At 42.8% G+C, this 26,144-nt stretch carries 22 protein-coding genes and 1 riboswitch; of the genes, 8 read left to right on the forward strand and 14 right to left on the reverse strand.

Translation table 11 applies throughout. The features are described from left to right. The first annotated feature begins 59 nt into the window (after nt 1–59). Nucleotides 60–1,715: a hypothetical protein gene (locus A587_RS0106655; RefSeq protein WP_017216940.1), complete on the forward strand. Its 1,656-nt coding sequence runs from the start codon at nt 60–62 to the stop codon at nt 1,713–1,715. A 35-nt stretch (nt 1,716–1,750) separates the two neighbouring features. Here A587_RS0106655 and A587_RS0106660 read toward each other — a convergent pair whose 3' ends face one another. Together A587_RS0106660 and A587_RS0106665 are read right to left on the reverse strand one after the other, a co-directional pair. Next, nucleotides 1,751–3,610, reverse strand: coding sequence for an Ig-like domain-containing protein (locus A587_RS0106660; protein WP_017216941.1), 1,860 nt, complete (start codon nt 3,608–3,610; stop codon nt 1,751–1,753). A 120-nt stretch (nt 3,611–3,730) separates the two neighbouring features. Further along, complete coding sequence (locus A587_RS0106665) at nt 3,731–4,633, reverse strand: hypothetical protein (protein ID WP_017216942.1); 903 nt, start codon at nt 4,631–4,633, stop codon at nt 3,731–3,733. 459 nt (nt 4,634–5,092) lie between these two features. Here A587_RS0106665 and A587_RS0106670 point away from each other — a divergent pair, with 459 nt between their 5' ends. Further along, entirely contained in the window at nt 5,093–5,659 is a 567-nt protein-coding gene (locus A587_RS0106670) for a hypothetical protein (RefSeq protein ID WP_017216943.1), read from the forward strand. A 348-nt stretch (nt 5,660–6,007) separates the two neighbouring features. Here A587_RS0106670 and A587_RS0106675 read toward each other — a convergent pair whose 3' ends face one another. The 3 genes from A587_RS0106675 to A587_RS0106685 are packed head-to-tail and all read right to left on the reverse strand — an operon-like array spanning nt 6,008 to nt 8,225. Further along, nucleotides 6,008–6,340: a DUF3325 domain-containing protein gene (locus A587_RS0106675; RefSeq protein WP_017216944.1), complete on the reverse strand. Its 333-nt coding sequence runs from the start codon at nt 6,338–6,340 to the stop codon at nt 6,008–6,010. Continuing rightward, entirely contained in the window at nt 6,340–7,923 is a 1,584-nt protein-coding gene (locus tag A587_RS0106680) for a PepSY-associated TM helix domain-containing protein (protein ID WP_017216945.1), read from the reverse strand. The genes A587_RS0106675 and A587_RS0106680 overlap by 1 nt, the downstream gene beginning before the upstream one ends. After that, on the reverse strand, nt 7,920–8,225 hold the full coding sequence (locus A587_RS0106685; protein WP_010376045.1) for a hypothetical protein: 306 nt from the start codon (nt 8,223–8,225) through the stop codon (nt 7,920–7,922). Before A587_RS0106685 ends, A587_RS0106680 begins: the two co-directional genes overlap by 4 nt. 201 nt (nt 8,226–8,426) lie before the next feature. Here A587_RS0106685 and A587_RS0106690 point away from each other — a divergent pair, with 201 nt between their 5' ends. Both A587_RS0106690 and A587_RS0106695 read left to right on the forward strand, forming a co-directional pair. Further along, entirely contained in the window at nt 8,427–8,993 is a 567-nt protein-coding gene (locus A587_RS0106690) for a uracil-DNA glycosylase family protein (protein WP_017216946.1), read from the forward strand. Between the two features lie 199 nt (nt 8,994–9,192). Next, nucleotides 9,193–9,549, forward strand: a complete 357-nt coding sequence (locus A587_RS0106695; protein WP_010605604.1) for a hypothetical protein — start codon at nt 9,193–9,195, stop codon at nt 9,547–9,549. A gap of 51 nt (nt 9,550–9,600) precedes the next feature. Here A587_RS0106695 and A587_RS23845 read toward each other — a convergent pair whose 3' ends face one another. The 4 genes from A587_RS23845 to A587_RS0106720 form a co-directional block, all read right to left on the reverse strand. Beyond that, nucleotides 9,601–9,822, reverse strand: a complete 222-nt coding sequence (locus tag A587_RS23845; protein WP_017216947.1) for a hypothetical protein — start codon at nt 9,820–9,822, stop codon at nt 9,601–9,603. 498 nt (nt 9,823–10,320) lie between these two features. Then, on the reverse strand, nt 10,321–11,046 hold the full coding sequence (locus tag A587_RS0106710; RefSeq protein ID WP_017216949.1) for an ABC transporter permease: 726 nt from the start codon (nt 11,044–11,046) through the stop codon (nt 10,321–10,323). Nucleotides 11,047–11,048: 2 nt separating this feature from the next. Continuing rightward, nucleotides 11,049–11,936, reverse strand: coding sequence for an ABC transporter ATP-binding protein (locus A587_RS0106715; RefSeq protein ID WP_010376032.1), 888 nt, complete (start codon nt 11,934–11,936; stop codon nt 11,049–11,051). 148 nt (nt 11,937–12,084) lie between these two features. Next, a complete protein-coding gene (locus tag A587_RS0106720) occupies nt 12,085–12,594 on the reverse strand; it encodes a DUF2141 domain-containing protein (RefSeq protein ID WP_010376030.1) in 510 nt (169 codons plus the stop codon). 270 nt (nt 12,595–12,864) lie between these two features. Between A587_RS0106720 and A587_RS0106725 the strand changes: the two genes are divergently transcribed. The 3 genes from A587_RS0106725 (at nt 12,865) to A587_RS0106735 (ending at nt 18,249) form a co-directional block, all read left to right on the forward strand. Next, the gene (locus A587_RS0106725; protein WP_017216950.1) at nt 12,865–13,692 is read left to right on the forward strand and encodes a pirin family protein; all 828 of its coding nucleotides are present in this window, start codon (nt 12,865–12,867) and stop codon (nt 13,690–13,692) included. Nucleotides 13,693–13,701: 9 nt separating this feature from the next. Then, nucleotides 13,702–14,685 carry a glutathione S-transferase family protein gene (locus tag A587_RS0106730; RefSeq protein ID WP_017216951.1) on the forward strand — a complete coding sequence of 328 codons (984 nt, stop codon included), beginning with the start codon at nt 13,702–13,704 and terminating at the stop codon, nt 14,683–14,685. 165 nt (nt 14,686–14,850) lie between these two features. After that, entirely contained in the window at nt 14,851–18,249 is a 3,399-nt protein-coding gene (locus A587_RS0106735) for an ATP-binding protein (RefSeq protein ID WP_017216952.1), read from the forward strand. Nucleotides 18,250–18,295: 46 nt separating this feature from the next. Here A587_RS0106735 and A587_RS0106740 read toward each other — a convergent pair whose 3' ends face one another. Next, the gene (locus A587_RS0106740; RefSeq protein ID WP_017216953.1) at nt 18,296–18,871 is read right to left on the reverse strand and encodes a DJ-1/PfpI family protein; all 576 of its coding nucleotides are present in this window, start codon (nt 18,869–18,871) and stop codon (nt 18,296–18,298) included. 238 nt (nt 18,872–19,109) lie between these two features. Between A587_RS0106740 and A587_RS0106745 the strand changes: the two genes are divergently transcribed. Further along, nucleotides 19,110–21,275, forward strand: a complete 2,166-nt coding sequence (locus tag A587_RS0106745; RefSeq protein WP_017216954.1) for a M3 family metallopeptidase — start codon at nt 19,110–19,112, stop codon at nt 21,273–21,275. Between the two features lie 69 nt (nt 21,276–21,344). Here A587_RS0106745 and A587_RS0106750 read toward each other — a convergent pair whose 3' ends face one another. From A587_RS0106750 to A587_RS0106775, 4 genes are all read right to left on the reverse strand, one after another. Further along, nucleotides 21,345–22,022 carry a LiaF domain-containing protein gene (locus tag A587_RS0106750; RefSeq protein WP_017216955.1) on the reverse strand — a complete coding sequence of 226 codons (678 nt, stop codon included), beginning with the start codon at nt 22,020–22,022 and terminating at the stop codon, nt 21,345–21,347. 448 nt (nt 22,023–22,470) lie between these two features. Beyond that, entirely contained in the window at nt 22,471–23,034 is a 564-nt protein-coding gene (locus A587_RS0106765) for a manganese efflux pump MntP (protein ID WP_017216958.1), read from the reverse strand. 7 nt (nt 23,035–23,041) lie between these two features. Beyond that, nucleotides 23,042–23,211: riboswitch (yybP-ykoY riboswitch) on the reverse strand. A gap of 93 nt (nt 23,212–23,304) precedes the next feature. After that, nucleotides 23,305–24,606, reverse strand: a complete 1,302-nt coding sequence (locus tag A587_RS0106770) for a sensor histidine kinase (RefSeq protein ID WP_232288026.1) — start codon at nt 24,604–24,606, stop codon at nt 23,305–23,307. Next, on the reverse strand, nt 24,593–25,969 hold the full coding sequence (locus tag A587_RS0106775) for a sigma-54-dependent transcriptional regulator (protein WP_017216960.1): 1,377 nt from the start codon (nt 25,967–25,969) through the stop codon (nt 24,593–24,595). The genes A587_RS0106770 and A587_RS0106775 overlap by 14 nt, the downstream gene beginning before the upstream one ends. Nucleotides 25,970–26,144: the final 175 nt, after the last annotated feature.

Here is a 26,144-nt window from a genome sequence, read left to right on the forward strand (position 1 = left end):
AGTAGCAGCGCACTTCATGGTGCGCTGCTTTTTTTTAGCAAAATTTTGGAGTCATAAAAATGAAATACGTTAGCCTAACTCTAGTGGCATTGACGAGCGTAGCCTTGTTTGGTTGTAATGATGAACAGACTCAAGGGCTAACCAATACCGCACTTATGTCGGCGCAAACTACAGCACCTTATAAACAGGGTGATGACATTCCTGCGACCGCGTTTATGCAGCACAATGAAGTCTATAACCCCGAGTCAGTGATCCCACCTCAGTGTTACACCAAAACGGATGGCGTGAATAACCCTTGCTATGCTTGCCATCAGTCATATGATGAAAAGAACCGACCAAATATGATGCGCGATGCCAATTTACAAGGCGCCTATGAGTTTTCCGATCTTGGATTTAAAAACCACTGGAAAAATTTATTTAAAGATCGTTCTGAGCTTATCAAAGGTATCTCAGATCAAGATATTACTAACTGGATCAACCAAGATAATTACAGCCCTTTCATCGAAAAACTAAAGAATAACCCTGATTGGAAAGGTGAGATCACCCCGCTTAACAACTTGGCATATCCAGAAAAAGCCTTCGATGACCTGGGTATAGCAAAAGACGGCAGTGGCTGGGTGGCATTCAATTATAAGCCTTTTCCTAGTACTTTTTGGCCAACGAATGGCTCGACGGGGGATGTCATGATCCGCCTTGCTGACGCCTTCAGAGAAAAGGGCGAAACGTATAATCAGGACGTCTATCTTGCCAACTTAAGTCTGGTTGAAATGGCTGTAAAGGGGCTTGACGAAATATCAACGCCAGTGATTTCTGAATCGCGAGTTGGCGTAGATTTAAATGGTGATGGCAAACTCACACAGATCACCAGCATGCTGCGCAGTGAACGTTACCTTGGTGATGCCAATACTATCGAGCTTGCTCATCAGTTATATCCACAAGACACTGAATTCTTACACACCGTTCGGTATATTGGAGTGGATGATAATGGCCAAGTATTTAATGCGCCAAGAATGAAAGAAGTGCGCTACATGAAGAAGCACAACTTTAAATCCAAGCAATCACTCGGTGCTGCTTATTACAGAGAAGCGAAAGAAAAGTCATTCGAAAATTACCCACAAACGCTTTATTTGGGCGACCAAGGGATCAATAACAACTTCGGTTGGACGATTAACGGTTATATTGAAGACAAAAATGGTGCACTTCGTCCGCAACATGAGCAAGAGCTTGCTTTCTGTAATGGTTGTCACAAAACCATTGGCTCAACCTATGACCAAACCTTCTCGTTTGCGCGTAAAGTTGAAGGCAAACTGGGTTGGGGTTATATCAATTTAAAAGAGATGCAAGACGTACCTAACAAAGGCGAAGAGCAGGGCGAATTCTTGACTTATATGATGCGTGTTGGCGGCGGTGATGAGTTTAGGCAAAACCAAGAGATGCTAATGCGCTGGTTTAACGAAGATGGCACGGTAAACAGCAAAAAAGTGCAGTCTGCGAAAAACCTTTATGAATTGATCACACCATCAAAACCACGTGCGCTGGCACTGAATAAAGCCTATTTAACCATTGTCAAAGAGCAAAGCTACCTGTTCGGTCGTGACGCCACTATAGTAAAAGCGCGTAATGTGCTTGAACAAGTCGATGATTCTCAACAGCCTCTAGAGCCAGAGCACCGATACGTGTGGGATATGCAGCTGGATTGGAATAAAGCCGAGTAAAAATGGTAGGAGCTCAATGAGCTCCTACATCAGATTTAACCTTTTTTAAAGGTTAACAAACGCTTTGGGGATCTCAGGATGAAGGTCCCTAGGAGTAAAATAAGTAAAAGCATATGCATGTTGCCAGAGCTTTTCTCTGGTGGTGTTTTTGGCTGATTTTTCACACTGATTTCAACCATCTTAGTTTCTGAGTTTGCGAAACCATCAGATACAAAGTACTCAAAGTGGAAACTTTGTGGTGTACTTTCATTCGCTGTAAATTTTACAACCCCTGTTTGGCTATCAATAATGAAATTTGCAAGCTTATTTGGGTTACTCACAGTGTAAATAAGTAGGTCTGAGTCAGCATCGTTACCATCAAGTTTAATTGTTGTCAGCTCATTTCGTACAGCATCAAACGCTAAGTTCTCGGCGGTTGGTGTGCTGTTGGTGAGTTTAATCGATACAATGCCAGTTTCAGAGTCCACATAACCATCATTTACTTTGTATTGTATATAGACGTCACCGCAACAAGATGTGGGTGTAAATAGTAAAATCCCGGCTTCTCTATCAAGCCATGTGAGCCCTTCGATATTTTCTTTATTTAGCAAGGAATAGCTTAAAGATGTTGAATCGTCGTCTTCTGCAGGTAATGTAATCTTTAAGGGCTTATTCCAGTGAGTAGCCACTTCAATATTGTTTATTTGTGGTTGGGCATTGTAGACTTCAATGTTGATGTCCCCTTTTGCGACTTCCCACTCTCCCTGCGTTGCACTATATTCTAAGTATTCATGGCCAAGAGACTGTGGCTGATATAAAAAGCGCTGACTAGGTGCAGGATCTATTGAGCTTAGCTCCCCATGACGGGTGAAATTTGTGAAAGCGTAGGAGGTATTTTCATGTTTTTCTGGTAGCGTAATAGATAATTGCTCGCTAATATGAACTCTATAGTCGAGTGGCGGTATTACTTCCTGATTTGGCTGACCTTTTGCGATTTCAAACACTTGGGGAGCGGATCCAGATGTCACCAAAAACTTACTATCGTTCACTACCGAAGTATTAACATAGCCGTTATTGGCAACCCCATTGATTTCCCAATCTATTTGCTGAGAAAATGTATCAAGCTGGCCGAACTTTGTACTGCAAGAATAGATCAGTGAATGTGGGCCACTTTGGTGTAACCCGACCGGCACATCACCTTCACACACTGTTGTGATTGGAAGTGGAGTTTCGCTTGTATTGATCACAAGAATGGCACCATCTTTCGTTAAGGCATAAGTGCCAATTTCTTCATGGTATGCTGCAGATGCTATGTCGACATATGACCCGTCACCAATTTGCTGAAATTCTGAATCAAATTGGTAATACCATGTAGAATCCTGCACTTGAACATATAACCCATGCAATAGATGGCTCTCTATCGTTCTTGCGTAGACAAGCTTTTTAAGTGGTTCGACATGAAATTCTAGAGGGAGAGTAGCACTATCTAGACTGTTTTCATTGGCTTCTTCTTGAGTGGTAACAATGAAGCGATGAGGATATTTGTCGAGTAGCAAATACGTATAGAAGAGTTTATCTAGCTTTCCATCGTTGTTGAAGTCATCATAAAATTCAAACTTTTTGCTTGTGAGGTACTCGGCAAATTCAGAATCATACGTATACCTTGAGAGTGTATCGCTGTTTTGTAAGCTGATTTTGGTTCTCATGTTCTTGGTGTAAGTTCCCCCGCTCATTGCACTTTCAAAAAGCGTTTTGGAGTGGCAAGATAATTGCGCTTGATCGTTGTTGACATCCTCAACCATATTCTGCTGAGAATGCATACAGCGAACATCATATGCTGGTAACATGGCTTGCTGTGAAGCGACATGAGTATCAAAAATAATGTTTTGACGGTTAAATTCAGTAGTATAAATCAAATCTACTTTACCATCGAAAGTGATGTCTCCATAGTAGGTTATAAAACGATGGACGTATGTAAGGTCATGATCGAAGCGATAGCATTTTGCTGCGGGAGCATTTCTTTTTAAGTCTCTAACTCAGTATCGGTATCGCTCAAACTGCCGTTCGAGGCCTCTTGTGTGCGATGACCAAGTTATCAACTTATCAGTTTCTGTTTGATTTATTGGATGGACTATTCGGTGCTCATCTGGCAGTCCGAAAATAGCTTCAACTCGTTGAGAAATACTATCAAAGATCTCAACTTGAGAATCAGCGTCATTTTGCATTAAGATTTCGTGAATACCGTCCTTATTTTCATCTAAAGTCTTTAAGAAGTTTTTGCCAGATAATACATTTGCATTGGCATTACCCACCACCGTTAACTGTTCCGCGATGAGCTCATAGATAGCTCCTGTGGACAGCAATATCTGTTTACGATTCTCAGCAGTAAAGCTACCTGCGAGCATGCTACCACCAACATCAGATAGTTTTCGAACTTCGGTATTACTGTCGATGGATACTGCGTATATTGAACTTGCTGTTGTAATCAACACCTCGCTTTGTTTCCACGGCGATTTTTGCAAAGAAACAATGGGAGATGTTGATATTTCAGTCGAATTAACAAGAGTTTTACTATTAGTATCAATAACTAATAATCGATTTTCTGCTGCTAAGACTAAAAACTGAGACCCAGTGTTATTTACAGTAACAAGTACATGTTTACTTGTAGCTGCACCAAGTAACATTCTTTGATTAACGATAAAACGATCATCTTTTTTGACTAAGAAAGTCACATAATTAGAATTGTCGATTGTGTCGACTAATACTATTTCATGCTCTCCATTTGGTTTTTTCTCTGCATGTAAAACTTTTTCAAATTGTCCAATTTCAGAGAGGTTGAAATAAGACTGTGGTAATTCATTTTGAGCTTGAGCAAATGAAGCTGTAAGAAGAAGTGCTAGAGCAAAGCTATTACTTACTTTTAAATGTACACTCTGCATACATAATCCTTTTGTTTTATAAGAACTTTATATTTAAGGGGGTATCATGAGTTACTTACATTGTTTATTATCAGTAACTTAGTTTGGCTGTTTTTTTATGAAAAGCTTTTTGTCGAAAGAATATAGCACGAGTTATTGTTGGATAGCAGTAAGTAGTTAATTCTGGTTCACCTAATTATATCTCTGTGTAAATCATGAAGAGTTGGGAGTGGTTGTTGATTGAAAAAGTTAGCGGTAATAGTCATTTTTATTAGCCTTTGCATTCTATTTTCTCTGAGCTTGTACGAAAATACTCATAAAATACCGGCAAGTAACGATATTAATGTCGTTGAAAAACCTTCCATAATAGAAGCTTATGCGAGCAAGAAAACTGTAAGTAATGAAGTCATAACCCAATCGGATCATTTAGATCGTGAGCGTCTATTTCAAAATGCAAACAACATAAGAATATGCAGAAGAGTGCCTAAAACGCAGAGCGAACTCGATACTTGGGCTGAGCGAGCGCATGCTAATGATGAGTACTATGAAATCATAGATAGTATGCATAGAAAATTTAAAATGTGCTTAGGCATCGCAGATCGCGATGGCCCTTATGTTGACATGTTGATAGAAGCTGCTGAAAAGGGCTCAGATAAAGCGGTGTCTTTGCTTTGGCTACTGGGCGACGTTGAGCTGGTTGATGAGCTGAAGTTAAAATATGTCCCAAGAGATGAACAAGTTTCGCGTCGACAAGCATTTATCGCGACTAAGTATCGCTTAGCGCACAAGGTCGCACTTCAAGGTGGTGAGAGTTCGATGCTAAAGCTTATCTCTGGCTTTCAACACTTAGATCCACAAACTGGTGGGCAGGATTATGTTAAGTCTCTCGCTTTTGCTTACTTTTTTGTAGAAGTGGTGAGTAACAGTGAGGTATTTGGCAGAGTTGAGTGGACTATCAGAGATCTCGAGGGAAAAATGTCACCAGAAGAAATTATTCAAGCCAACGAACTGACCCGTGACTTTTTAGCGCAGCATAGAGCGCTATAGACCTTGAAGGTAAGATAAAACTTAAGCTCGGAGCAGAGCTGAGTTACTCTTCTCGTTTTCTGGATCAGAATTTAACTAACCAATAGTATTCCTTTGGCGCTTAGATCAGGATTTTACTAAGCTAGTCCGAAAACAAGACTATCAGATCATATTTTTACTAACTGATTAAGCTAATTGAGCTCATTAGATCACGATTTTACTAACTTACCTTAGTTTGAGTTAGTAAATTTGCGGTGTATACCGCCATTATTGCTGATATTTTATGCTAAATGATGTGGTTTCAAAGAGTTAACAAAGGAATGTTAGTAAAATTGTGATCTAAAAAAGGCGCCATTAGTGGCGCCTTAGTTAAAATATGATCCAATACAGCGTACTGAGCAGCATACCGGTAATGACTAGGTAAAATAGTGATCTGAAGTAACTAGGTTTGGTCGCAAAGATAGCGATAAGTAGTAATACTGCCAAGGTCATATAACCGATAAACTCTAAGCTACCGTAGGCCCCTTGAGTTTTAAGAGCAAGTGCCAAGCTGCCGCTGAGGCAAAGCCAGCCGGCAATGGTTAATTGGTTTGTTATGTTTCCTTTTGGACGTGTACCAAATACTTCTTTATAGTGATTGGGTTTTGCTACTGCAAAACCCATAAACGCTAGCAGACAAAGTAAAAATGTTAGCCATTCCATTAGGCGTTTACCTCATGTTTTGCTTGGCGACGTGGTGTCGCTGGTGCTGCTTTGGTACTGCCGAGCTTTTTGGCTTGAACCAAGAAACCGAACGCGATACCGATAGCCATCACATCAAAACCAAATAATACCCACTGACCATTAATGAAATAGCTCACAAGGCTGCCATCAGTGGTTAGCATGTTTACGACAGGCAGTAAGCCCCACACGATAGCATTTACTTTCGCAGATAGCCGCCAAGCTAGCCTATCCGACTTAAAGAGAGCAGCCAGAGTGAATACTCCCCACGTAACAAAGAACGCCAGAACTTCTTTGTCTGCACGCCCCGCTAATTCCACTGGAAGCAATCGGTTTGCATAAAAGAACATCGCCGTTGCGGCTGGCAGACCCATAATGGTGCCTAAATTGAGCGACTCCACAAGCCTAAGGCCTACACCCGGCTTGTCATCACCTTTGAGCTTTTGGCGCAGTCTTTTTGCCCACATAACCGCACCCGTTGCAATCATGGCACATCCTGCTAATCCAGCAACAAAGTATAACCAACGCAAAAGCGGCTCTGCTAACCGCCCGGTGTGCAGTGCTATCATTCCGCCGTAAAGATTTTCAGCGCCAGACAGTGTCACATTGTGTGTTTTTAACAACTCTCCTGATGCCGCGCTATACATCCAGCTTGGTGGATCATCCTGAACAGCACGTTGAGCATTGGCATAAAGCTTAATTGTTGCACTTGCATCTCCTGGCGAAGAGATCACAATGCGGCGAAGCGGTGCGTCGCCTGAGTTAGTAAAATAATGATCTAACGCTGTATTTAATTCAAGATCCTGCAGTGGCTGTCCTGTTTCAGGGATCTCAGCAAGAAAGGGGTAGCGTTCGGCTCGGAGCGTTTTGGTATCTTCAAAGCGCTGCTCGGCAGGTTGTGGCAGCAACATAAAGATAAGCGTCACTAAGCCGGTATAAGTGATCATAATATGAAACGGTAATGCCACCACGGAAGAGAGATTGTGGGCGTCTAGCCAACTTCTCAACCCTTTCCCGTTTCTAAATTGGAATAGGTCTTTGAAAATGCGCTTATGGATCACTACGCCAGAAATAAGCGCAATCAGCATAAACAGAGTTGCAAAACAGACAATCCAACGCGCGGTGATCGCGTTCATGTAATGTAAGTCAAAATGCAGACGGTAGAAAAAGTTACCACCTTTAGTCTCTCTAAACTCAGGAAGTGCCTCCAGCGTTACTGGGTCGAGATACTCCGTGTGACGTTTTCCACGTCTTTCCCCTTCGGCTGGTTTTTCGGAATACATCAATAGCAGGCTTGGGCGACGCTCCGTTGGCATTTCAATACGCCAAGACTTGGCGTTTGGTGCTATATCTTGAAACCGTTCGATACTCTTTTTGACGGTTTCATTTTGTTGAGCGCTATCGTAATGAGGTAGATGATGTGTCGCTGGTTGTGCCCACAGACTGACCTCATGTCTGAAAAAACTCGCTGTACCGGCAAAAAAGATTAAAAACAGCAACCAACAAACGAGTAAACCAACCCAAGTGTGTAGCCAAGTCATACTGCGGAAAAATGACTCTCTCACAGGGAGCCTCCAAAATGCGTCAGTGCGCCGTAAAGAATACAAAGTAGTCCGATCATGCCAAGAAAGACTTTTCTAAAAGAGCGGCATCCAAACACCCAAATAAAAACGATGGCGTAAAAGACGATGCCGGTTGTTAATGCATATAAAAGCGCATCTAGGCGCGGAGTAGGTAAAGTTAAAGCCAACAAAGATGAAGCCAAAACGGTCACGTAATAGCCGCCGAAAATAGCGATGAAAAAGCGTGCTAGCACTTCAGCTCTGTACAAAATAGCCTTATTGTTTGTGTTATCCCGACTAGGCATAGCACCCCTTTAAAAGACAGCAAACGTAATAGAATATTATCCAATAATTTGCATCTAAATGATAGTGATTCGCACTTGTTTTAAGTTGAGTGGAGTCGTTTTAACGACTAAGCACTTTAAGTTTTGTTGGTTAAATGGGGTTTTGAATATGGCTATGCCATAATGACCCTTGGTGTCATTGGGTGAAATAAGTAAGGAAAGATGGATATTTTTGAACGTGTTAGGCAGTGCAAGCTTTGTGATAAAGCGCTTCCCATGGGGGCAAAACCTATCATCCAAGGCAGTTATAAGGCCAAAGTCTTAATTATAGGCCAAGCGCCGGGTTTAAAAGCACATCAAACCTGCCAGCCGTTTAATGACCCAAGTGGAGATAGATTGCGAGACTGGCTCGGTGTAAATCGAATACAGTTTTATAACCCTGAACTATTTGCCATTATGCCTATGGCGTTTTGTTACCCGGGTAAAGGGAAGTCTGGAGATTTACCGCCGCCTAAAATCTGCGCGCCAACGTGGCATTCTCAGGTGTTAGCTACACTCAGCCACGTATCGTTGACACTACTTATTGGGCAATATGCGCAAAAATGCTACTTAACGCAATATTCATCAGTAACTGAGATGGTAAAAAATGCTGACTTTTCCAGCCAAAGTCATTTGCCATTACCTCATCCTAGCCCCCGTAATCAGATCTGGTTAAAAAAGCACGACTGGTTTGAAAAAGACAGTGTACCGCAGTTAAAGACAAGAGTTTCAGCTGCGCTATCATCTTGATAACGCGATAATTAAGTTTTCAATTAATGCTTTAGGGTTAGGTTTAAAATCAAATGCAATCTGATAGGTTTAAAACTAAGGAATAAAGGTCATATCAGCCAATATTTATCACCATTTAGTTGCGTAATTACGAGTATTACCTCATACTCCAGCCTGTTTACATAACAAACACTTTTTAACATTTTCAAAGGACTTGATAATGATATACAAAACTACCGGTTGGGCTGCTGTACTCCTTTCTCTCGTCGCATTTTATCCTAGTATGCAACCTGGTGCGTTTTCCGTTATAGGCTTCTACTTATGCCTGTTTTCCCTCATTATCGCAGCATTTGCGAGCCATATGGATAAACCGATTTATTTTCGCAGCGTGATCACATTGTCTCTTGTTAACATCTTGTTAGTGAATGATGGTACTCGTGCAAGCCTTTGGTTTGGCCAAAGCGACTGGGTTTATATCGGCTCTATGTACGGTATCTTTTTAGTCGTGGTGAGCATTTGTGGTTTTCTAGTGAGCCGAGACTTATTGATATCAACCTTAGAAGGTAAGGTTGAGTAAAAAATAAGTGCACAAGCAAAGCCTGTGCACTATATCAGCGGTAAAATACGCTTAATTTTTTGCGAGCGACTGGGCCACCGTTGTGGTCGGGCGACCAATCAACTGGCTGAGCGCATTATCCTGGGTTGCCAAATATCCTTGTTGCGCTTGTGCCTCGGCGTCAACCAATAACGCAGCAAACGCTACTGGCACGCCAAGAGCAACCAAGTAGGCCAAATACTCTTCGTCAGATACAAACTTTGCTTTTACTTCAACTTGAGTATGCTTTGACACAGCTTGTGCCAAACCTTCAATTGTAAATGCGTTATCGCCAGCCAGCTCATAGACTGAATTATCATGGCCAGAACTAGTTAATACGGTTGCAGCAGCCAGTGCGTTGCTGTTTCACTTTGAGCTGGCCGACCAAATGCAGTTCTTAATGTTTTTTAAAAATATTGCAATGGCAGGTGGCTTTCTCGCACTTGCCGTGTCAGGTGCTGGTAAATTCAGTATCGATAGTAAGCTCGTAGAGAGTAAGTAACCTGAGCTGCGGATAATTAATGCCTTTCTAGCAGCCAGTTTTAGCGCTAACTGCGTTGAATTCACTTCCAATAGCCAGCTATTGGTGCGTAAATTCGCCTTGTTTTCCCTAAAACTCTCTGGCTAGACAAGGAAAAAACTAAGTTGTGCTTTAGCAACAATGAGTTGGAACATTCCTTATCCAAACCTCAGGTTAAGTAATTACAAAATAAAAGCGCACAGGGTTGGGACCGTGCGCTTTTGGTTGTCCTGTTAAGCCTTTTTAAATTTAATTTGTGCGACAAAAAATAATGCTAGCGTTTGTGTAATTAGGGCGGCCACATGGAGGTAAATTGGAAAACCCAAGGTGGTATCAATGGTCGAAAGCGCCAATTGGGAAATATGGAAAGTTGGCAACAGCCAAGCAAACCATTGCATTGCTTCAGGAAATAGCGTGATAGGTAGCCACAGGCCAGAAAGCAAGGAGAGTGGTAGGTAAACTAAATTAACCACTGCAGGTGCCGCTTTTGCTGACACTGACAGCCCAACTAACAGCCCTAACATACACAAAGGCAAGGTGCCGAGCAGGGCAATGGCAATCACGAGTAACCATTGAGCTAAACTTAAAGACACGCCAGAAAATAATGCCAGCAAGCTCATTAGGCAGGCTACGAGCAATGAAAAAGCCGTCGCACTCACACATTTTGCGAGCAGATACTGATAGGGAGAAACGGGAGAGAGCTGCTTGAGTATCAGCCAACCATTTTGCTTTTCAAGGGCGACGTTAACGCCAAAGGAAAATAGCGCAGGTCCTATCATGCCAAATATCAGATAATTGATATACATATAGTTATGGGAGTCATGATGACTGAACACCACGCCGAAGAAAAGATAAAACAAGCAAGGAAATAGGGTGGCTGGGATCACAAAACCCTTACTTCTAAATGTGCTCAAGAGTTCAGTTTTGCTTTCAAGTATAAAGGATGTTGTGTTTATCATGGTTAAGCGCTCCTAGCATTCATTAGAGATAAATAAGCTTCTTCGAGGCTCATTGGGGCTACATACAAATTGCGGATAGAAAATTTCTCTAATAACTGCTGCAAAATATGGTTTGGCTCGTCCGTCAATATAGTGAACTGATCGCCTTTAACATTCAGATCTATCATGGGAAGTGCGTTAACCAGTGCAGCAGCAGACAGGTCGCTGGTGAACTTGATTTGTGAGCGACGATAGGTGTAAGCAAGTTCAGGTATATCGTTAAGCTTGGTACATTTTCCTTCTTTTAACACCAACAATTCATCCGCTAATGCTTCTGCCTCGTGAAGATAGTGTGTGGTAAGGAGTACCGTTTTATTTTGTTGTTTTAACGTCCGTACGGCCTGCCACAGTTGCTGTCTTGACTCTACATCCATACCAACACTGGGTTCATCCAAAAAAACAATGTCGGGATTGCCTGCCAGTGCAATTGCCATAAACAGTCGTTGCTTTTGACCTCCAGATAACGTATCGAAAGTTTGTTCTAAAAATGGTGCTAATTGGCAGAGTGAAATTAACCTCTCCAATGGAATTGGGGCTTGATGGTAACTTGCAAATAACGCTAGAAACTCCTTCACCTTGGTTTGCAGAGGTAGTCCGCCTAACTGCATCATGGCACCCACGCGCTGGCGACAAAAATCAGACTCAGGCTGATGACCAAGAACCGAAACTCGTCCTGAAGTGGGTCTTAGTCTGCCAAGCATTATATTGATTAGGGTGGTTTTTCCTGCGCCATTTGGACCAAGAATGGAATATACTTTACCCTGTTCAAGCGTAAAGTTTAGGTCTGCTAATATTGGCTTAGTATTGTTGTATGCAAAACTGATATTTGATAACTCAATGGCGTTGCTCACCGTCTTCGCTCCTACTGAACTGTACGATTTGCAGTATGCGCTGCTATAAGATGAAGCGTGAGTGAGGGTTGTCAGGAAATAAAATGACAAATGTCAGAACTTAAAAAGAGAACTCACAGGCATTGCTGCACCTGTGAGTATTCAAGCATTACAGCCCTGTCATTTTTGATAAATGCGTAGAGAGGGCAAGTTGGATCTTAGTGTCAGGGGCCTTTACAGTAAACAAAGCCTCTTCAAAATCGCCTTTTGAAAAGCTATCGTGAATGTTATTCGACAGCGCATAAGGCTCACTTGGCATACCGGTAAATGGGAAGATCATCCGATCCATGCCGCCATCACCATCTTCGTCATGGATCACGTGGATCGCATACTGGCCTGCAGGCACGCCTTCAAAAGTGACCGTTGTGGTAGGGGTTTGCGGTGTGACAATCAGCTTGCGGAAAAAGTGAGCGTCTGGATCATTCACATTTTTATCGCTGTGGTAGTCAGCGCTGTTGTCAAATAACAGTACTAGCATTTGACCATCGGTATTGGTCACATCAGTGATCTCAACCGTAAGATTCGTTGGGGGACCTGCAACCGTATTTACGCTTACCGGACTTGTTGAACTACACGCCGCAAGTAGTGCCAGCGCAAACAATAAACTTAGGGACCTCATCCTTTGCTCCTATTAAGGGTTAAATTGTAGCTTCACAAGCTTGTCAGATAATTGTGTAAATACTGTTAAAAATTGTTAGATGCGAGCAATGTTAAAGACTGTTCTGACCAGTATGACCACGCGTTGTAATAGATTGGAACAATCATTCGATGTAATAGAACGAAATAGCCAAATTTGACTAATTTTATTCTCACGCAGGTTTGGTAGGCTAACTATTAAATAATTGCGCTGAACTGATTATTCCAAGTTCAGGTTAACCCGAGAGCTATTATGAAAATTATTCGAACTAACAAAGCACAGGCAACACAAGATGGTGCTGGCGTAAATATTAACCGCATCGCTGGATTTGACGGCAAGAGTTTAGATCCTTATCTCATGATTGATGAATTGAAATCAGATAATCGCAGTGACTTTATGGCTGGCTTCCCACCGCACCCACACCGAGGCATTGAAACCTTTACCTATATTCGCAAAGGCGGCTTTGAGCATAGAGATCAAATGGGTAATGTCAAAGCCATTCGCAGCGGTGATGTGCAGTGGATGAGTACCGGGCGTGGTGTGGTGCATTCAGAAATGCCGCTAAGTGACGCACAAGGCATGCATGGCTTTCAAATTTGGTTAAATATGCCGGCAAAAGACAAAATGCGAGCGCCTAGATATCAAGATACAACTGAGCACCCTGCACCACAAAAAACAATAGCAAAAGCTGGTCATTTCAAAGCATTGGCTGGCACATGGCAAGTGGCGGGCGAAGTGCTTACATCGTCATTACAGTCTCTTGCAGGGGAGGGAGCTCTTGCAGATGTGACCTTAACTGCGGGAAGTCAATTGCACCTTGAACTGGCTCAGTTTGGCAAGGTGATGATCTACATTCATTCGGGCAGATTTGAAAACCATGGGGAGCAAACGTTGCTTGAGCTTGACCCACGCCAAAACTTTGATCTCCTCGCGACGGATGATGTTGGTTTTTTGATCCTTGCAGGGCAGCCGATTAATGAAAAAATAGCGCATATGGGACCATTTGTGATGAATACTCAAGAGGAGCTTCATCAAGCGGTAAGAGATTATCAACAAGGACGCTTCGGCGATATTGTATAGGAGGTTTACATGGGATTATTAATTGACGGTCAATGGCACGATAAGTGGTATGACACAAAAAGTAGCCAAGGCAAGTTTGAGCGTGAGTCTGCAAAACTAAGAAGTTGGGTAACAGAAGACGGCAGTGCGGGGCCAACGGGTAAAGCGGGCTTTAAAGCAGAGTCCGGACGCTACCATTTGTATGTTTCCCTTGCGTGTCCTTGGGCTCATAGAGCGCTTATTTTCCGAAAGCTTAAACAATTAGAGGCGCATATTGATGTATCGATTGTAGACCCTGATATGTTAGACCAAGGTTGGTGTTTTACCAGTCAGCGTCCAGAAGTCGGCGATAGCCTGTATCAGCTCAGTTTTATGCATCAGCTGTATACGAAAAACGACCCAAATTATTCGGGCCGAGTCACGGTGCCAGTCCTTTGGGATAAACAAACGGAGCAAATCGTGAGCAACGAATCGAGTGAAATCATTCGTATGTTTAATCGTGCGTTTAACCAAGTAACGGGAAACGACACCGATTATTACCCAGAGGCGCTACAGCATGAAATCGATGAAATAAACGAACTTGTTTATCACAATATCAACAATGGCGTATATAAGACCGGATTTGCGACAACCCAAGATGCTTATCACAATGCGGTAAGTTCGTTATTTAACGCACTAGATAAGCTCGAAGCAAGACTCGCTGCGCAACGTTATCTTGTGAAAGGACAATTAACGGAAGCCGACTGGAGACTATTTACGACTCTCATCCGTTTCGACAGCGTGTACCATGGTCACTTCAAGTGCAACATTAAGCAAATCGAAGATTACCCCAATATTTCTGCGTATGTGCGTGACTTATATCAACATCAAGGTATTGCAGATACGGTTGATTTTTACCACATTAAAAGGCACTACTACTTTAGCCATACGATGATCAATCCAACCCAAGTAGTACCAGAAGGGCCAAGCATTGATTATCACCGTTTTCATAACCGTAAAGGGATCACGGTGTAAATAACCTAACTGCTTATCCCGCATTCAGGTTAAGTAACCTTTGTCTTTGCTTCTAATTGGACTAGATTTAATAATGCGTTTGCTTGTAGCTGCCCTTTGTGCTTAAGTGCAAATGCATTTTAGGTCTTTATGCCTAACAGTCAGACCACTGTCCAAGGAGAAAATGTGTCTTCCTCCAATATTGCTAAGGGTACTATCGCATTACTGCTCATTGTGATGGTGAGTGCTATCTTATATTTTGAAAATAGCATTCATCGCGACCTGAACGAGAGCTTTTATCAGCGGTTAGAGCAAGTTCATTCGGCACAAAACAATATCTACTTGGGCGAGATCGACGACAATCGCCGGTTTCTTTATTTTCTGCTAGACACCCCACCTATTCAGGGTATCGCCAGAGCTGAAAAAAACGATGGTATCGACCCTCAAGAAAACACTCAGCTTGATGTTTGGCGGGCACGACTAAGTACGATTTTTAGGTCAATGTTATATTCCTATGATGGCATTAACCAAATCCGTTTACTTGATGCCCATACAGGGATGGAAATGGTTAGAGTCGAGCGGCAATTAGGCCAAGTGATCACGGTTCCCGATAGCAAATTACAAGATAAAAGTAATCACGATTATTACCTTCAAGCACTGCAACTGTCAGAACGCACTATCTATTCCACCACAATCAACCTAAATCGTGAGCACGGACAAATTGTCACGCCCTTTCAACCAACTAAACGTTTTACTTTACCGACTTATGATATAGATAACGACTTATTTGGTATCTTGGTAATTAATACCAATGCTGAAAAGATGATAGAGAGGATTGTCTCTCAAGCGCCAAGTATGCAAAAAGTGATGTTCTTAGGTGAAGATGATTCGTTTATTTATCACCCCGAGTTTTCGCTACGATATAGCAAGGATTTAAACCCTGAAATCAGCTTTAATACACTGTATCGCGTTACTCCGTGGTCCAGTAACATCCAACTGGTGGAAGATAAGCAAACTGGGGAGCAGTTTTTAGCGCTAATTAGCAAGGTCGAAGGGGCAAACTTTAATAACTTAGCGGTAAAGCTGGTTAATCTCATCCCCTTTGCCACCTATCAGCAAAACCTTAATGAAAAACGCTTAACCACTTACGTTTTGCTAGCCATAACCTGTAGTGTATTTGCTTTAATCTTTTTTGCGTTTTGGCAATATACCAGTAGTTTACGTACGCTTGATTCAACGCGAGCAGAGTTTAAGGCGATTTTGGACGGTGCGTCTGACGGCGTATTGGGTTTTGATAACAATTTAAAGCTCACCAGCTTTAATGAGTCAGCAAAGTGTTTTTTTAAGCAATTAAATAACAGTCGCTTAGGTAGCGCCCCACAGTTTTTGCCAGAAGCTGTGCATAAGTTTGTATTTCACTACGCCAATATGGTTTTGCAGGGTGAAATGGTGGAGCCTAAGTCATTACAACTAGACCTGAATGCTCATGAAAATATTTGGCTCTCACTTAGCCTATCTCCAATCTACGCGGGGAATGGGCGTATTCAGGGGGTTGCGCTATTTGTTGAAGACATCACAGCCAAGAAAGAAGCGGAAGTGCAGCTAGTTGGTGCAAATGAACGACTTGAGCAAGAGGTGAAGGAGCGTACCAAAGAGCTAGTGGATGCTCGGGATAAAGCAGCGAAAGCGTCAGAAGTGAAAAGTGCATTTATTTCCACTATCAGCCATGAAATGAGGACGCCTCTCAATGGTATTTTAGGGTCGTTAAACTTGGTGAGAAAAGAGCCCGTTACTAAACACCAACATAAGTACCTAGAAATGATGGAAACGAGCTCGACTACGCTTTTGTCGTTAATTAACGATGTGCTGGACCTGTCGAAGATAGAGGCAGGAAAGCTGGACATTGATAATGAACCATTCAACCCGCTCTCTGTCATTGAACATGTTGCGCTGTCTATGTCGGCGAAAGCCAAAGAGCAGGATATCACTTATATCTTAGATCAAACCGGTTTAGAACACATTGAGTTGTGTGGGGATGCGGCGCGCGTTAAACAAATAATTTATAACCTCCTGAGTAACGCAATTAAATTCACTAAAAAAGGTCATGTGAAATTGACCGTTACCACAGAGCAGCTAGACGACACGGTATGGCTTAAAGTCACTGTGGAAGACACAGGGGTTGGAATTGAAAAGGCTAATCATAACAAATTATTCCAATCGTTTAGTCAAGAATCTGCTAATACCTCGAACGAGTTTGGTGGCACCGGTCTTGGACTGTCTATTTGTTTACAGTTAGTCGAAAAAATGCTCGGCCACATTCATTTTGAGAGTGAAAAATTTAAAGGCAGCAAATTTTGGTTCGAATTACCGTTTTCTAGCTCGCAAACTAAGCCCATCAACGTGCCTGAAGTATTGGCAGGAAAAACAGTCTCTGTGCTAAGTAAGACGAAATTGGAGACAGACACAATTGTCAAGCTAATCGCCAAATGTGGTGGTCAGTACGTTGAGAAAGGTGCACAGAGTGATATGTGCATCATTACGAATGAGCAAGATTATATGCAAATGAAATCGGCTCAACATCATTTTGAGAAACTTATTTTAGTAGGGGATGAACTTCAGAATATTAACGATGCTGATAATATAGTGCATATCTCTTCACCTCTTAGAGTTGGAGAGTTTGTTGCGCTATTTGACTTAAACAAAGCAATCAGATTACAGCCTAGCTTGAAAAAGTCAGGTGAGACAGTCGCGTTAAGTGGTAACTTGGTCGTGGGCTGTCACTTTTTGGTGGTAGACGATAATCAAATCAACCGGATTGTGGCAAAAGGTATTTTGGAAGGTCAAGGAGCTAAGGTGAGTTTTGCCGTTGATGGTCAAGATGCTGTGAATAAACTGCTGTTATTTGAGCATCAAGAGATTGATTTTGATGCGATCTTTATGGACTGTAATATGCCTGGAATGGATGGTTATCAGGCTACAAGAGCGATCCGTCAAGGTCAAGGTGGTGATAAGTATAAAGATGCGATCATTATTGCGATGACTGCCAGCGCCCTGGCGGGTGAAAAAGAACGTTGTCTCAATGCAGGAATGGATGAATTTGTGACTAAGCCTGTGGTCGTCGAACAGTTATTTGACGTGCTAGATGCGCTAGGTGTGCATGCTAAGGATGATGACTCTGTGCTCACTCAACCGTTTGAAAGCGTGGCAGAAGAGCAAATAAGCCTGCCGATAAACGAAGCTGACGTGCTCGAGCGCCTCTCTGGGGACGAAGAATTACTTAAAAAGGTGTACACCTTATTCTTGAACGACTCTGAAAATCAAATGCAACAGCTTAGATTGAGTATCAAAAATAGTAATTGTGACGCATCGGCAAAATACAGCCATGCACTTAAAGGTCAAGCTGGTGATTTAGCCGCAGAAGCACTCTTTGGTCTGCTCGATAAAATAGAGACATATGCGCGTGAACACCAAGCAGGGCAATGTAAATCACACTTGGAACAGGCGCAAAGTGAATACGATAAAGTCGTCGTATTTGCGAAAAAACGCGTGAGTGAGCTAGAGTTCGTAGATATCAACAGTGGCTAAAGTGAGTGAGGCTTTGGTTGAATAATGGTGAGGTAACTCACCATTATTAACTTCTAGGCCAGTCATAATCCATTTGGGTTGCGGTTTTTCTTGCAACAGATTGCCCAAAGCGTTTTTTCACCAGCTCTAAACTCATATCTATACCTGCCGAAATACCCGCTGAGCTAGTAAAATTCTGATCCATCATAAATCTTACGTCCTCAACGACTTCCAAAGAGGGATATTGCTCTCTCAAATCGTCGATATCCTGCCAGTGAGTGGTGACTCGCTTGCCATCAATAAGGCCTGCTTCGGCATATAAAAACACACCTGTACAAACAGATGCGCACTGAGAGGTATGATTCGCTGTTTCTGCAAGCCAATTAAGTACGTTGTGATCTCCGCAAATTTGGTGATGAAGCCCGCCGACTACGATGAGCAAATCAAACTTTGGATGCGAGTAGATACTGTAATGGGGGTTTACACTCATGCCGCCACGCGAGGTAACAGGAACATGACTTGGTGCGACAAGGCTGACGTTAATTGGCGTTTCGATAAATCGCTTTGCGGTGTTGAATACCTCAAACGGGCCACAGAAATCTAAACACTCCGCACCGTCATAGATAAAAATACCAACTTCCATTATTTCTTCTCACAGATCAGTTTTTTACTAACTTGGCTGATTTTAGTTAAATTTTCAAGGTAAATTGTAACAACCCATGAAAAAACTCTACTCACTGTCGTTTTAGTGTTTTTAAGCTACTATGAACTCTAGCTTTTCTGCTCTATCGCAGAGAACCTTGTTTCTCCCGCAAAGCGATTGCACTTTTAGAGACGATCCGTAATATCTTACCTACGATAACAACAAGCGATGAAACAATATGTTCAAACCTTCCATCACATTATTAAGTGCAGCCGTATGTTTAGCCCTTGCGGGTTGTGCGGGCACTGCAGACCAAAGCCAAGAACCAGTAAAATCACTGCAAAGTAAGCAATATGATAACGTGCTTTTGCAGGAGTTTTCAGGTCCTTATCAAGGCGTTCCTCATTTTGACAAAATGAAGCTTGAAGATTTAGAAGCTGCGCTTGAAATTGGTATGGCTGATAATTTGAAAGAAATTGAAGCAATAGCTAACAATCCAGCTAAACCAACTTTTGAGAACACCATTGTTGCGCTTGAAAGAGCGGGTGCCGCTTTGGATCGCGTTTTTACCTACTATGGTCTTTGGAGTGCAAACATTTCAAGCCCAGAGTTTAGAGAAATCCAATCGCGAGTTGTGCCAAAGTTTTCAGAATTCAGCTCTAAAATCACCCAAAACCAAGCGCTTTTTGAACGTGTAAAAGCCGTTTATGAAGGTGCAGAATATAAAAAGTTAACGGCAGAAGAGCAGCGTATCACTTGGATGCGTTATAACGGCTTTGCTCGCAATGGTGCGACGCTAAAAGGTGAAGACGCTAAGCGTTACGCAGACATTAATCTTGAGCTATCAAAGCTACATACTAAGTTTGCAAATAACGTCCTTGCTGATGAAGAAAACTACGTGGTTTACCTCACTAAAGCGCAGTTGTCAGGTTTGCCTGAGTCGTTTGTTGCATCGGCAGCGGCCGCTGCAAAAGCACGCGGCAAGGCGGATATGTACGCGATCACCAACTCTCGCTCGTCAATGGATCCATTTTTAACCTACTCAACAGAGCGTGAGTTACGCGAGAAAGTATGGAACAACTACTATAACCGCGGCAACAACGGTGATGAGTACGACAACAAAGCGATTATCTCTGACATCTTAACGCTTAGACATGAGCGCGTTAACTTACTGGGTTACGATAATTATGCGCAGTGGCGTCTTGAAGATCGCATGGCGAAAAAGCCTGAAAACGCGATGGCGCTGATGAAAAAAGTGTGGCCAGCAGCAATTGCGCGCGTGAAAGAAGAAGTTGCTGACATGCAAGCGATCGCCGACAAAGAAGGCGCTGATATCACCATCAAGCCATGGGATTACCGTTTCTACGCCGAGAAGGTTCGCCAAGCTAAATATCAATTGGATTCAAACGAAGTTAAAGCTTATTTACAGCTAGACAATCTGCGCGAAGCAATGTTCTATGTTGCAGGCCGTTTGTTTAACTTTGAGTTCACCGAAGTGCCTAAGGGCTCAGTACCAGTGTTCCACCCTGACGTTCGTGTATGGGAAGTAACAGACAAAACCACCGGTGATAATATCGGCCTTTGGTATTTAGACCCGTTCGCACGTAAAGGTAAACGCTCTGGTGCGTGGGCCATATCATATCGTAGCCATACAACATTTGATGGTAAAACAAATGTGCTTAGCTCAAACAACTCCAACTTTGTGAAAGCACCAGAAGGTGAAGCGACCTTAATTTCTTGGTCAGATGCAGAAACCTATTTCCACGAGTTTGGTCACGCACTGCATGCGCTTTCATCAAACGTGAAGTATCCAAGTTCAAACTCTGGCGTGCGCGACTACACTGAGTTCCAATCTCAGTTATTGGAGCGTTGGTTGGCGACAGATGAAGTGATCAATCGTTACCTAGTTCACTATAAAACAGGTAAACCTATGCCTAAAGCACTAGTCGAGAAAATCAAGAAGTCAGCAACCTTTAACCAAGGGTTCGCGACGACTGAATACCTTGGCTCGGCTATCATGGATATGCTTTTCCATACCACAGATCCTGATAAGATTGGTGATCCTGTTGCATTCGAAAAGTCTCAGTTAGGTGCGCTAGGCATGCCGGACGAGGTCGTGATGCGTCATCGTACTACTCACTTTGGTCACGTGTTCTCAGGTGAAGGTTATTCAGCGGGTTACTACGGTTACCTGTGGGCTGAGGTATTAACTTCTGATGCAGCAGAAGCGTTTGCTGAAGCGCCAGGCGGCTTCTACGACAAAGACGTAGCACAGCGTTTGGTAGATTACCTATTCTCAGTTCGCAACTCAATGGATCCTGCTGAAGCATATCGCAAGTTTAGAGGTCGTGACGCTGAAGTTGAGGCGCTGATGCGTGATAGAGGCTTTCCAGTAGAGAAGTAAAAAGTTTACTCTACTATTCGGATAATAAAAAACCCCTGAACTTGATGCCAAGGGGTTTTTTATAAAGCTTTAGCTTTTGGATTTCGTGCCGTCACCAAATAGGGATTTAAGGCCGTCGGCAAATTGCTTTATTTGCGCTTTCATCGAGCGTTTTACACTAACTTCAATGCTACCCAAAATCATTCTGCCGTGAATATAAATTCGTGGACGCTGTTTCACCTGTCCTGCAGATGCAAGCGTATTTCTTGTGTTTTCTACTGAACCCATAATATTACGAATATCGGTGACGACGTCGACTGTGTCTGGTACAAAGATTTCGTCACTGCCTAAAATGCAATCGATATAAATATGTACTTCAGGGTGACTAAAAATTGCGTTGCTAAAATCTAGTTCCAAGCTGCCAAGGTAGTTTTTTAGGTGGATCTCTTTAGGTACGACCCACTCGCCACTGCGATGGTTGGAACTAAGGATAGAGGTAATGCTTATCGTCTCAGCAGCATCTACGCTTGAGGTAAATTTTGGACCCAAACGAGCGGCTTTTTCGCTGTGATATCTTGCATCCGACTTGAGCGGTAAATCAGCACTAAGTGCTGCAATTTGTTCTTGTTCGTTCAGGTCGTATGCTTTATCTAATCGTCTCTCGAATGCATCAGCCGAAAGCTCACCGTGGCTGTAATTTAGAATTAACTGGTCAATCACCTCTTCCCTGACGGATTCGAGAGGTCTATCTTTTAATGGTACAGACATATGGTTGGTTCCGTTCTCTTGATTTGTGGTTAAAGTAGCAACAACCAAGCCAATATTAAATCACATATAAAACAAATGGTTAGTATTTTATAATATCAACTTACTCTATTTATTTACTAATATTTAGTTATACAAAATAGTATTTGGTCAAAATTACCACTCTTAGATGGCTGGCAACGCAGTAGCGCAGGTTCAGTTTGATATTGTCAGTCACTTTGCTATGGTAGTAGGTGTTCGCAAAACAACCAAAGGAGATTAGTTATGGCGAAGAAAAGTGATGTTAAAGCGCTTAAAAAAGAGCTGAAAGCGCGTAAAGCAAAGATTGAAAAGCATGAAGCGAAAATCAAAAAGCTGAAAAAAGCGATTAAAAAGGCTTAAAAGCCATTAGCCCTAACGTAAAGGGGTAAGTAAGCGAGCGGTAAATATACCGCTCTTCTTGCGGGTTAGATTAAATCGAAAGGTGGCTATATAGCAACCAAGTTCCCACACAGATTAAGATCACCCCTCCAAAGGTTTCAGCTCGACTACCAAGAAACTTTCCTGCCGAGTGCCCAATCATCACACCAATCGTTACCATCATGGTGGTGGCAAGGCCGATGAGCGCAGCGGCGAGCCATATATTCACATCAACAAATGCGAGACTGACACCGACAGCCATTGCATCAATACTGGTGCCAAACGCTGTGATAATGGTTTTTAACCAAGGTTGTTTAGCGTGTTGAGTTTGCGCATCGTCATCACCCTTAAGGCTCTCATAAATCATATGAGCGCCAAGCCCTAACAGTAAGATAAAGGCAATCCAGTGATCCCAAGCCTCGACATAGTCTGCAGCAGATTGTCCTATTAACCAGCCAATCAGCGGTGTACTGGCTTCAATAATCCCAAAAATAAGGCCGATTTTTATGGCTTCGGTAAGCCGAGGTGATTTTAGGCTGGCGCCTTTACCGATTGCCGCGGCAAACGCATCGGTAGACATGGCGTATGCTAACAGTAGCAGGGTGACGAAATTCATTTACATTGCTCCGGTCGGGCGATTTGAGTCCACGATACATCCACACGCCCGACCACAGGCATGGATATATCGATGGTCTCGCCAACCGAGAGGTGTCCGCACCATGGCATGTGGCCAATTATGTTGATACGGACTCTTCCGAGCATTGGAAGCAGGCTACTCCCCAACGAGTTGCAATAATATCAAGAATTGTTCTAAATAGAAATCTAAGTTTATAGCTAGCTCTACACGATATGGTGGATGAGTTGGCTCCATTTTTAGTTATTTATCTTACAGCAAGACACTAAAGCAGCTCCCTTTTCCTGCTTCAGAAGTCGCGCTGATCCGCCCTTTGTGGCGATGGATAATTTGTTGGCTGAGCGCAAGCCCAATTCCTGAACCATGAGGTTTTGTGGTAAAAAATGGTACGAATATTTTATCAAGTGCGCTGGGTTCTATTCCTTCCCCGTTATCAGCAACTTTGATCTCACATTTGCCGTAGCGATTAATCGTTGCTGATACAGTCACTATTTTTTCATGGTTGTTATGTTTCATGGCATCTTTGGCGTTATTTAGTAGATTGAGCAGCACTTGCTCTATCATTTTTCTATCAACATTAATGCTCAGCGCAGCGGGCGTCACATCAAAGTGTAGGGTGATATGGGCGTCACTAAAGTCGCTTTTTATCAGCGGCGTAATGTCGTCAAATAAAGTCTGTACCGCAAGCGGTTGGAGGTCAAGTTCAGGAATATGCGTGAGCTTTCTGTAGTTATCAATAAAGCCAAGTAAAGACTGGCTTCTAATACCAATCGCTTGCAGGCTTTGTAGGTAGTCTTCAACGAGTTCTTGGTCTGTTACCGCTTCGGCTAGCTGATTATTGGTGATATTAACTAGCGTATTGGAGAGCGAATGAATCGGTGCGACGGAGTTTCCTATTTCATGGATAAGCACTCTGATCAGCTTTTGCCAAGACTCGATTTGGGTGCTCTCAAGCTGCTCTGAAATCGCGGTGAAAAGCCAAAGTTGGTACTGACTGCCTTGATTGGAAAACGTAAAATATTTAAATAGTAAGTCGTTGGCGATATGACTACCTACTTTGGCTTGTTCAAGCTCTGGGTGTGCTGCAAGTAGTGAGTATCCGGATTCTGCGCCGCGAATATCCAACAATTGCTTTGCGCTGTTATTGCAAATCAAAATGGTGTGGTCATTTTTGATAAGGATAAGACCAGCCTCTATGTGTTGTAGCATAGTTTCGTATGTGGTGACGAGCTCTGCCTGCTTGGTTTTATCTTGCTGAGCTTTCTGAATAAGCTCGTTACAGGTTGTAAGTGCTTGCTTACTTACTGGGTACTTATTATCAATTCTAAAGCTACCATCTTGATACTTGAGCGCAGTAAACACCTCTTCGAATTGTTGTTTTTGTCTTTTCAGCGTGGCAATAGACAGCACTGTGAATAGGACTGCAATCGCAATGGATAAACCACTAAACAAAAAGACGTAGCTGTGGAGAAAGCCCAGCACACCAAGTGTGGCGAATAAAATGGCTGCGAGTTGAAAAATGGCCATGCGAACGAGGCTATTATTCCACATCATACTTCTCCATTTTACGGTACAGTGACGCTCGAGTGATCCCAAGCGCTTTAGCTGCATGGCTGATATTTCCTTTAAAGTCTCGGACCGCACGCTCTATGGTGTGCTGCTCTATTTCTGCGAGGTTATAGGTGTCAAGAAGTCCCGCGTTCTCCTCAGAGCTTGCCGCTGGACTGGCGAGCTGAAACTGCAATTGGGTTGAGTCTGATAAAATAACAGCGCGTTCAACCAAGTGTTGTAATTCTCGGATGTTACCAGGCCATTGATATTTGACCAATTCAGCCATCATTTTTTCGCTGACCGTTTTACACGTGAGCTTGTATTTTCTGCTGTATAGATCAGCATAAAACTCAATAAGTAGTGGAATATCTTGGGGTCTATCTCGTAGTGCAGGAAGTGTGAGCTCTACGGTATTAATGCGGTATAACAAGTCCTGACGAAAACTGCCTTCGCGCACCATGTCATACAAATTCATATTGGTTGCAGTGATAAGGCGCAGATCAACCTCTATTTGTTTGCTGCCTCCTACCGGTGTAACCACTCGATTTTGAATCGCAGTAAGTAACTTGCCCTGTAACTCGAGCGGAATATTGGCTATTTCATCTAAAAATAATGTACCGGATTCCGCAAGCTCAAAGCGACCTGGCTTATTGCTTTTCGCATCTGTAAATGCGCCTTTCATATGGCCGAACAATTCACTTTCGAACAAAGAGCTGGCTATCGTGCCCATGTCGACAGACATGAAGGTATTGTCTTTTCGTAAAGACTGTTTATGTAGCTCTCTGGCTACGACTTCTTTACCAGTGCCGCTTTCGCCTAAGATTAAGACGTTGGCATCGGTTTTGGCGGCCTTTTCTATGGTTTGAAAAACTTGCTCCATTGCTGGACTCGAGGCAATTAAATGCTCGAATGGTTTGTTTTGCGCTGCCATTGAGATTTGTGCGATTTGCGTGAGCTTCTTAGACTTTTGTCGTTGTTCGCTCAACTCGATGCAATTGGCAACCGTTGCGAGTAGCTTTTCATTTTGCCAAGGCTTGAGGACAAAATCGTTGGCGCCAAGTTTGATGGCATCCACCGCCATCGTTAGGTCGCCATAGGCGGTGAAGAGCACAACCACGGCATCTTCATCCAAGGCTTTTATTTGTTTTAGCCAGTAGAATCCTTCGGCGCCGGAGGTTGATTCTCGAGTAAAGTTCATGTCGAGCAATATCAGAGCAAAGTCCTGTTCCGACATTGTTTTAGCGATATCGTGGGGATTCTCTAGCGTCACGACTTTTTTGTAATATTGTTTGAGCAACATTCTCGTGGCGACGAGAATTTCGCTGTTGTCGTCGACAACTAAAATTGCCTTATCGCTGATAGTCATTACATTTCCTTTCCTCGTCAAACTGTACGATATCGTACACTAGGTGTTTAATTTTTTTACACTCTTTTGTTCCATTATTCTATAGAATTATTTTATGTTTTTGATTTTTATTTGGTTTTTAGTTTGGCATGCAATTTGAGTTATTAGGCTAACCTAAACTCAAGAGAGTGACAAA

This window comes from Pseudoalteromonas sp. NJ631 (assembly GCF_000276645.1).
In the GTDB taxonomy this organism is placed as follows: Bacteria; Pseudomonadota; Gammaproteobacteria; order Enterobacterales; family Alteromonadaceae; genus Pseudoalteromonas; species Pseudoalteromonas piscicida.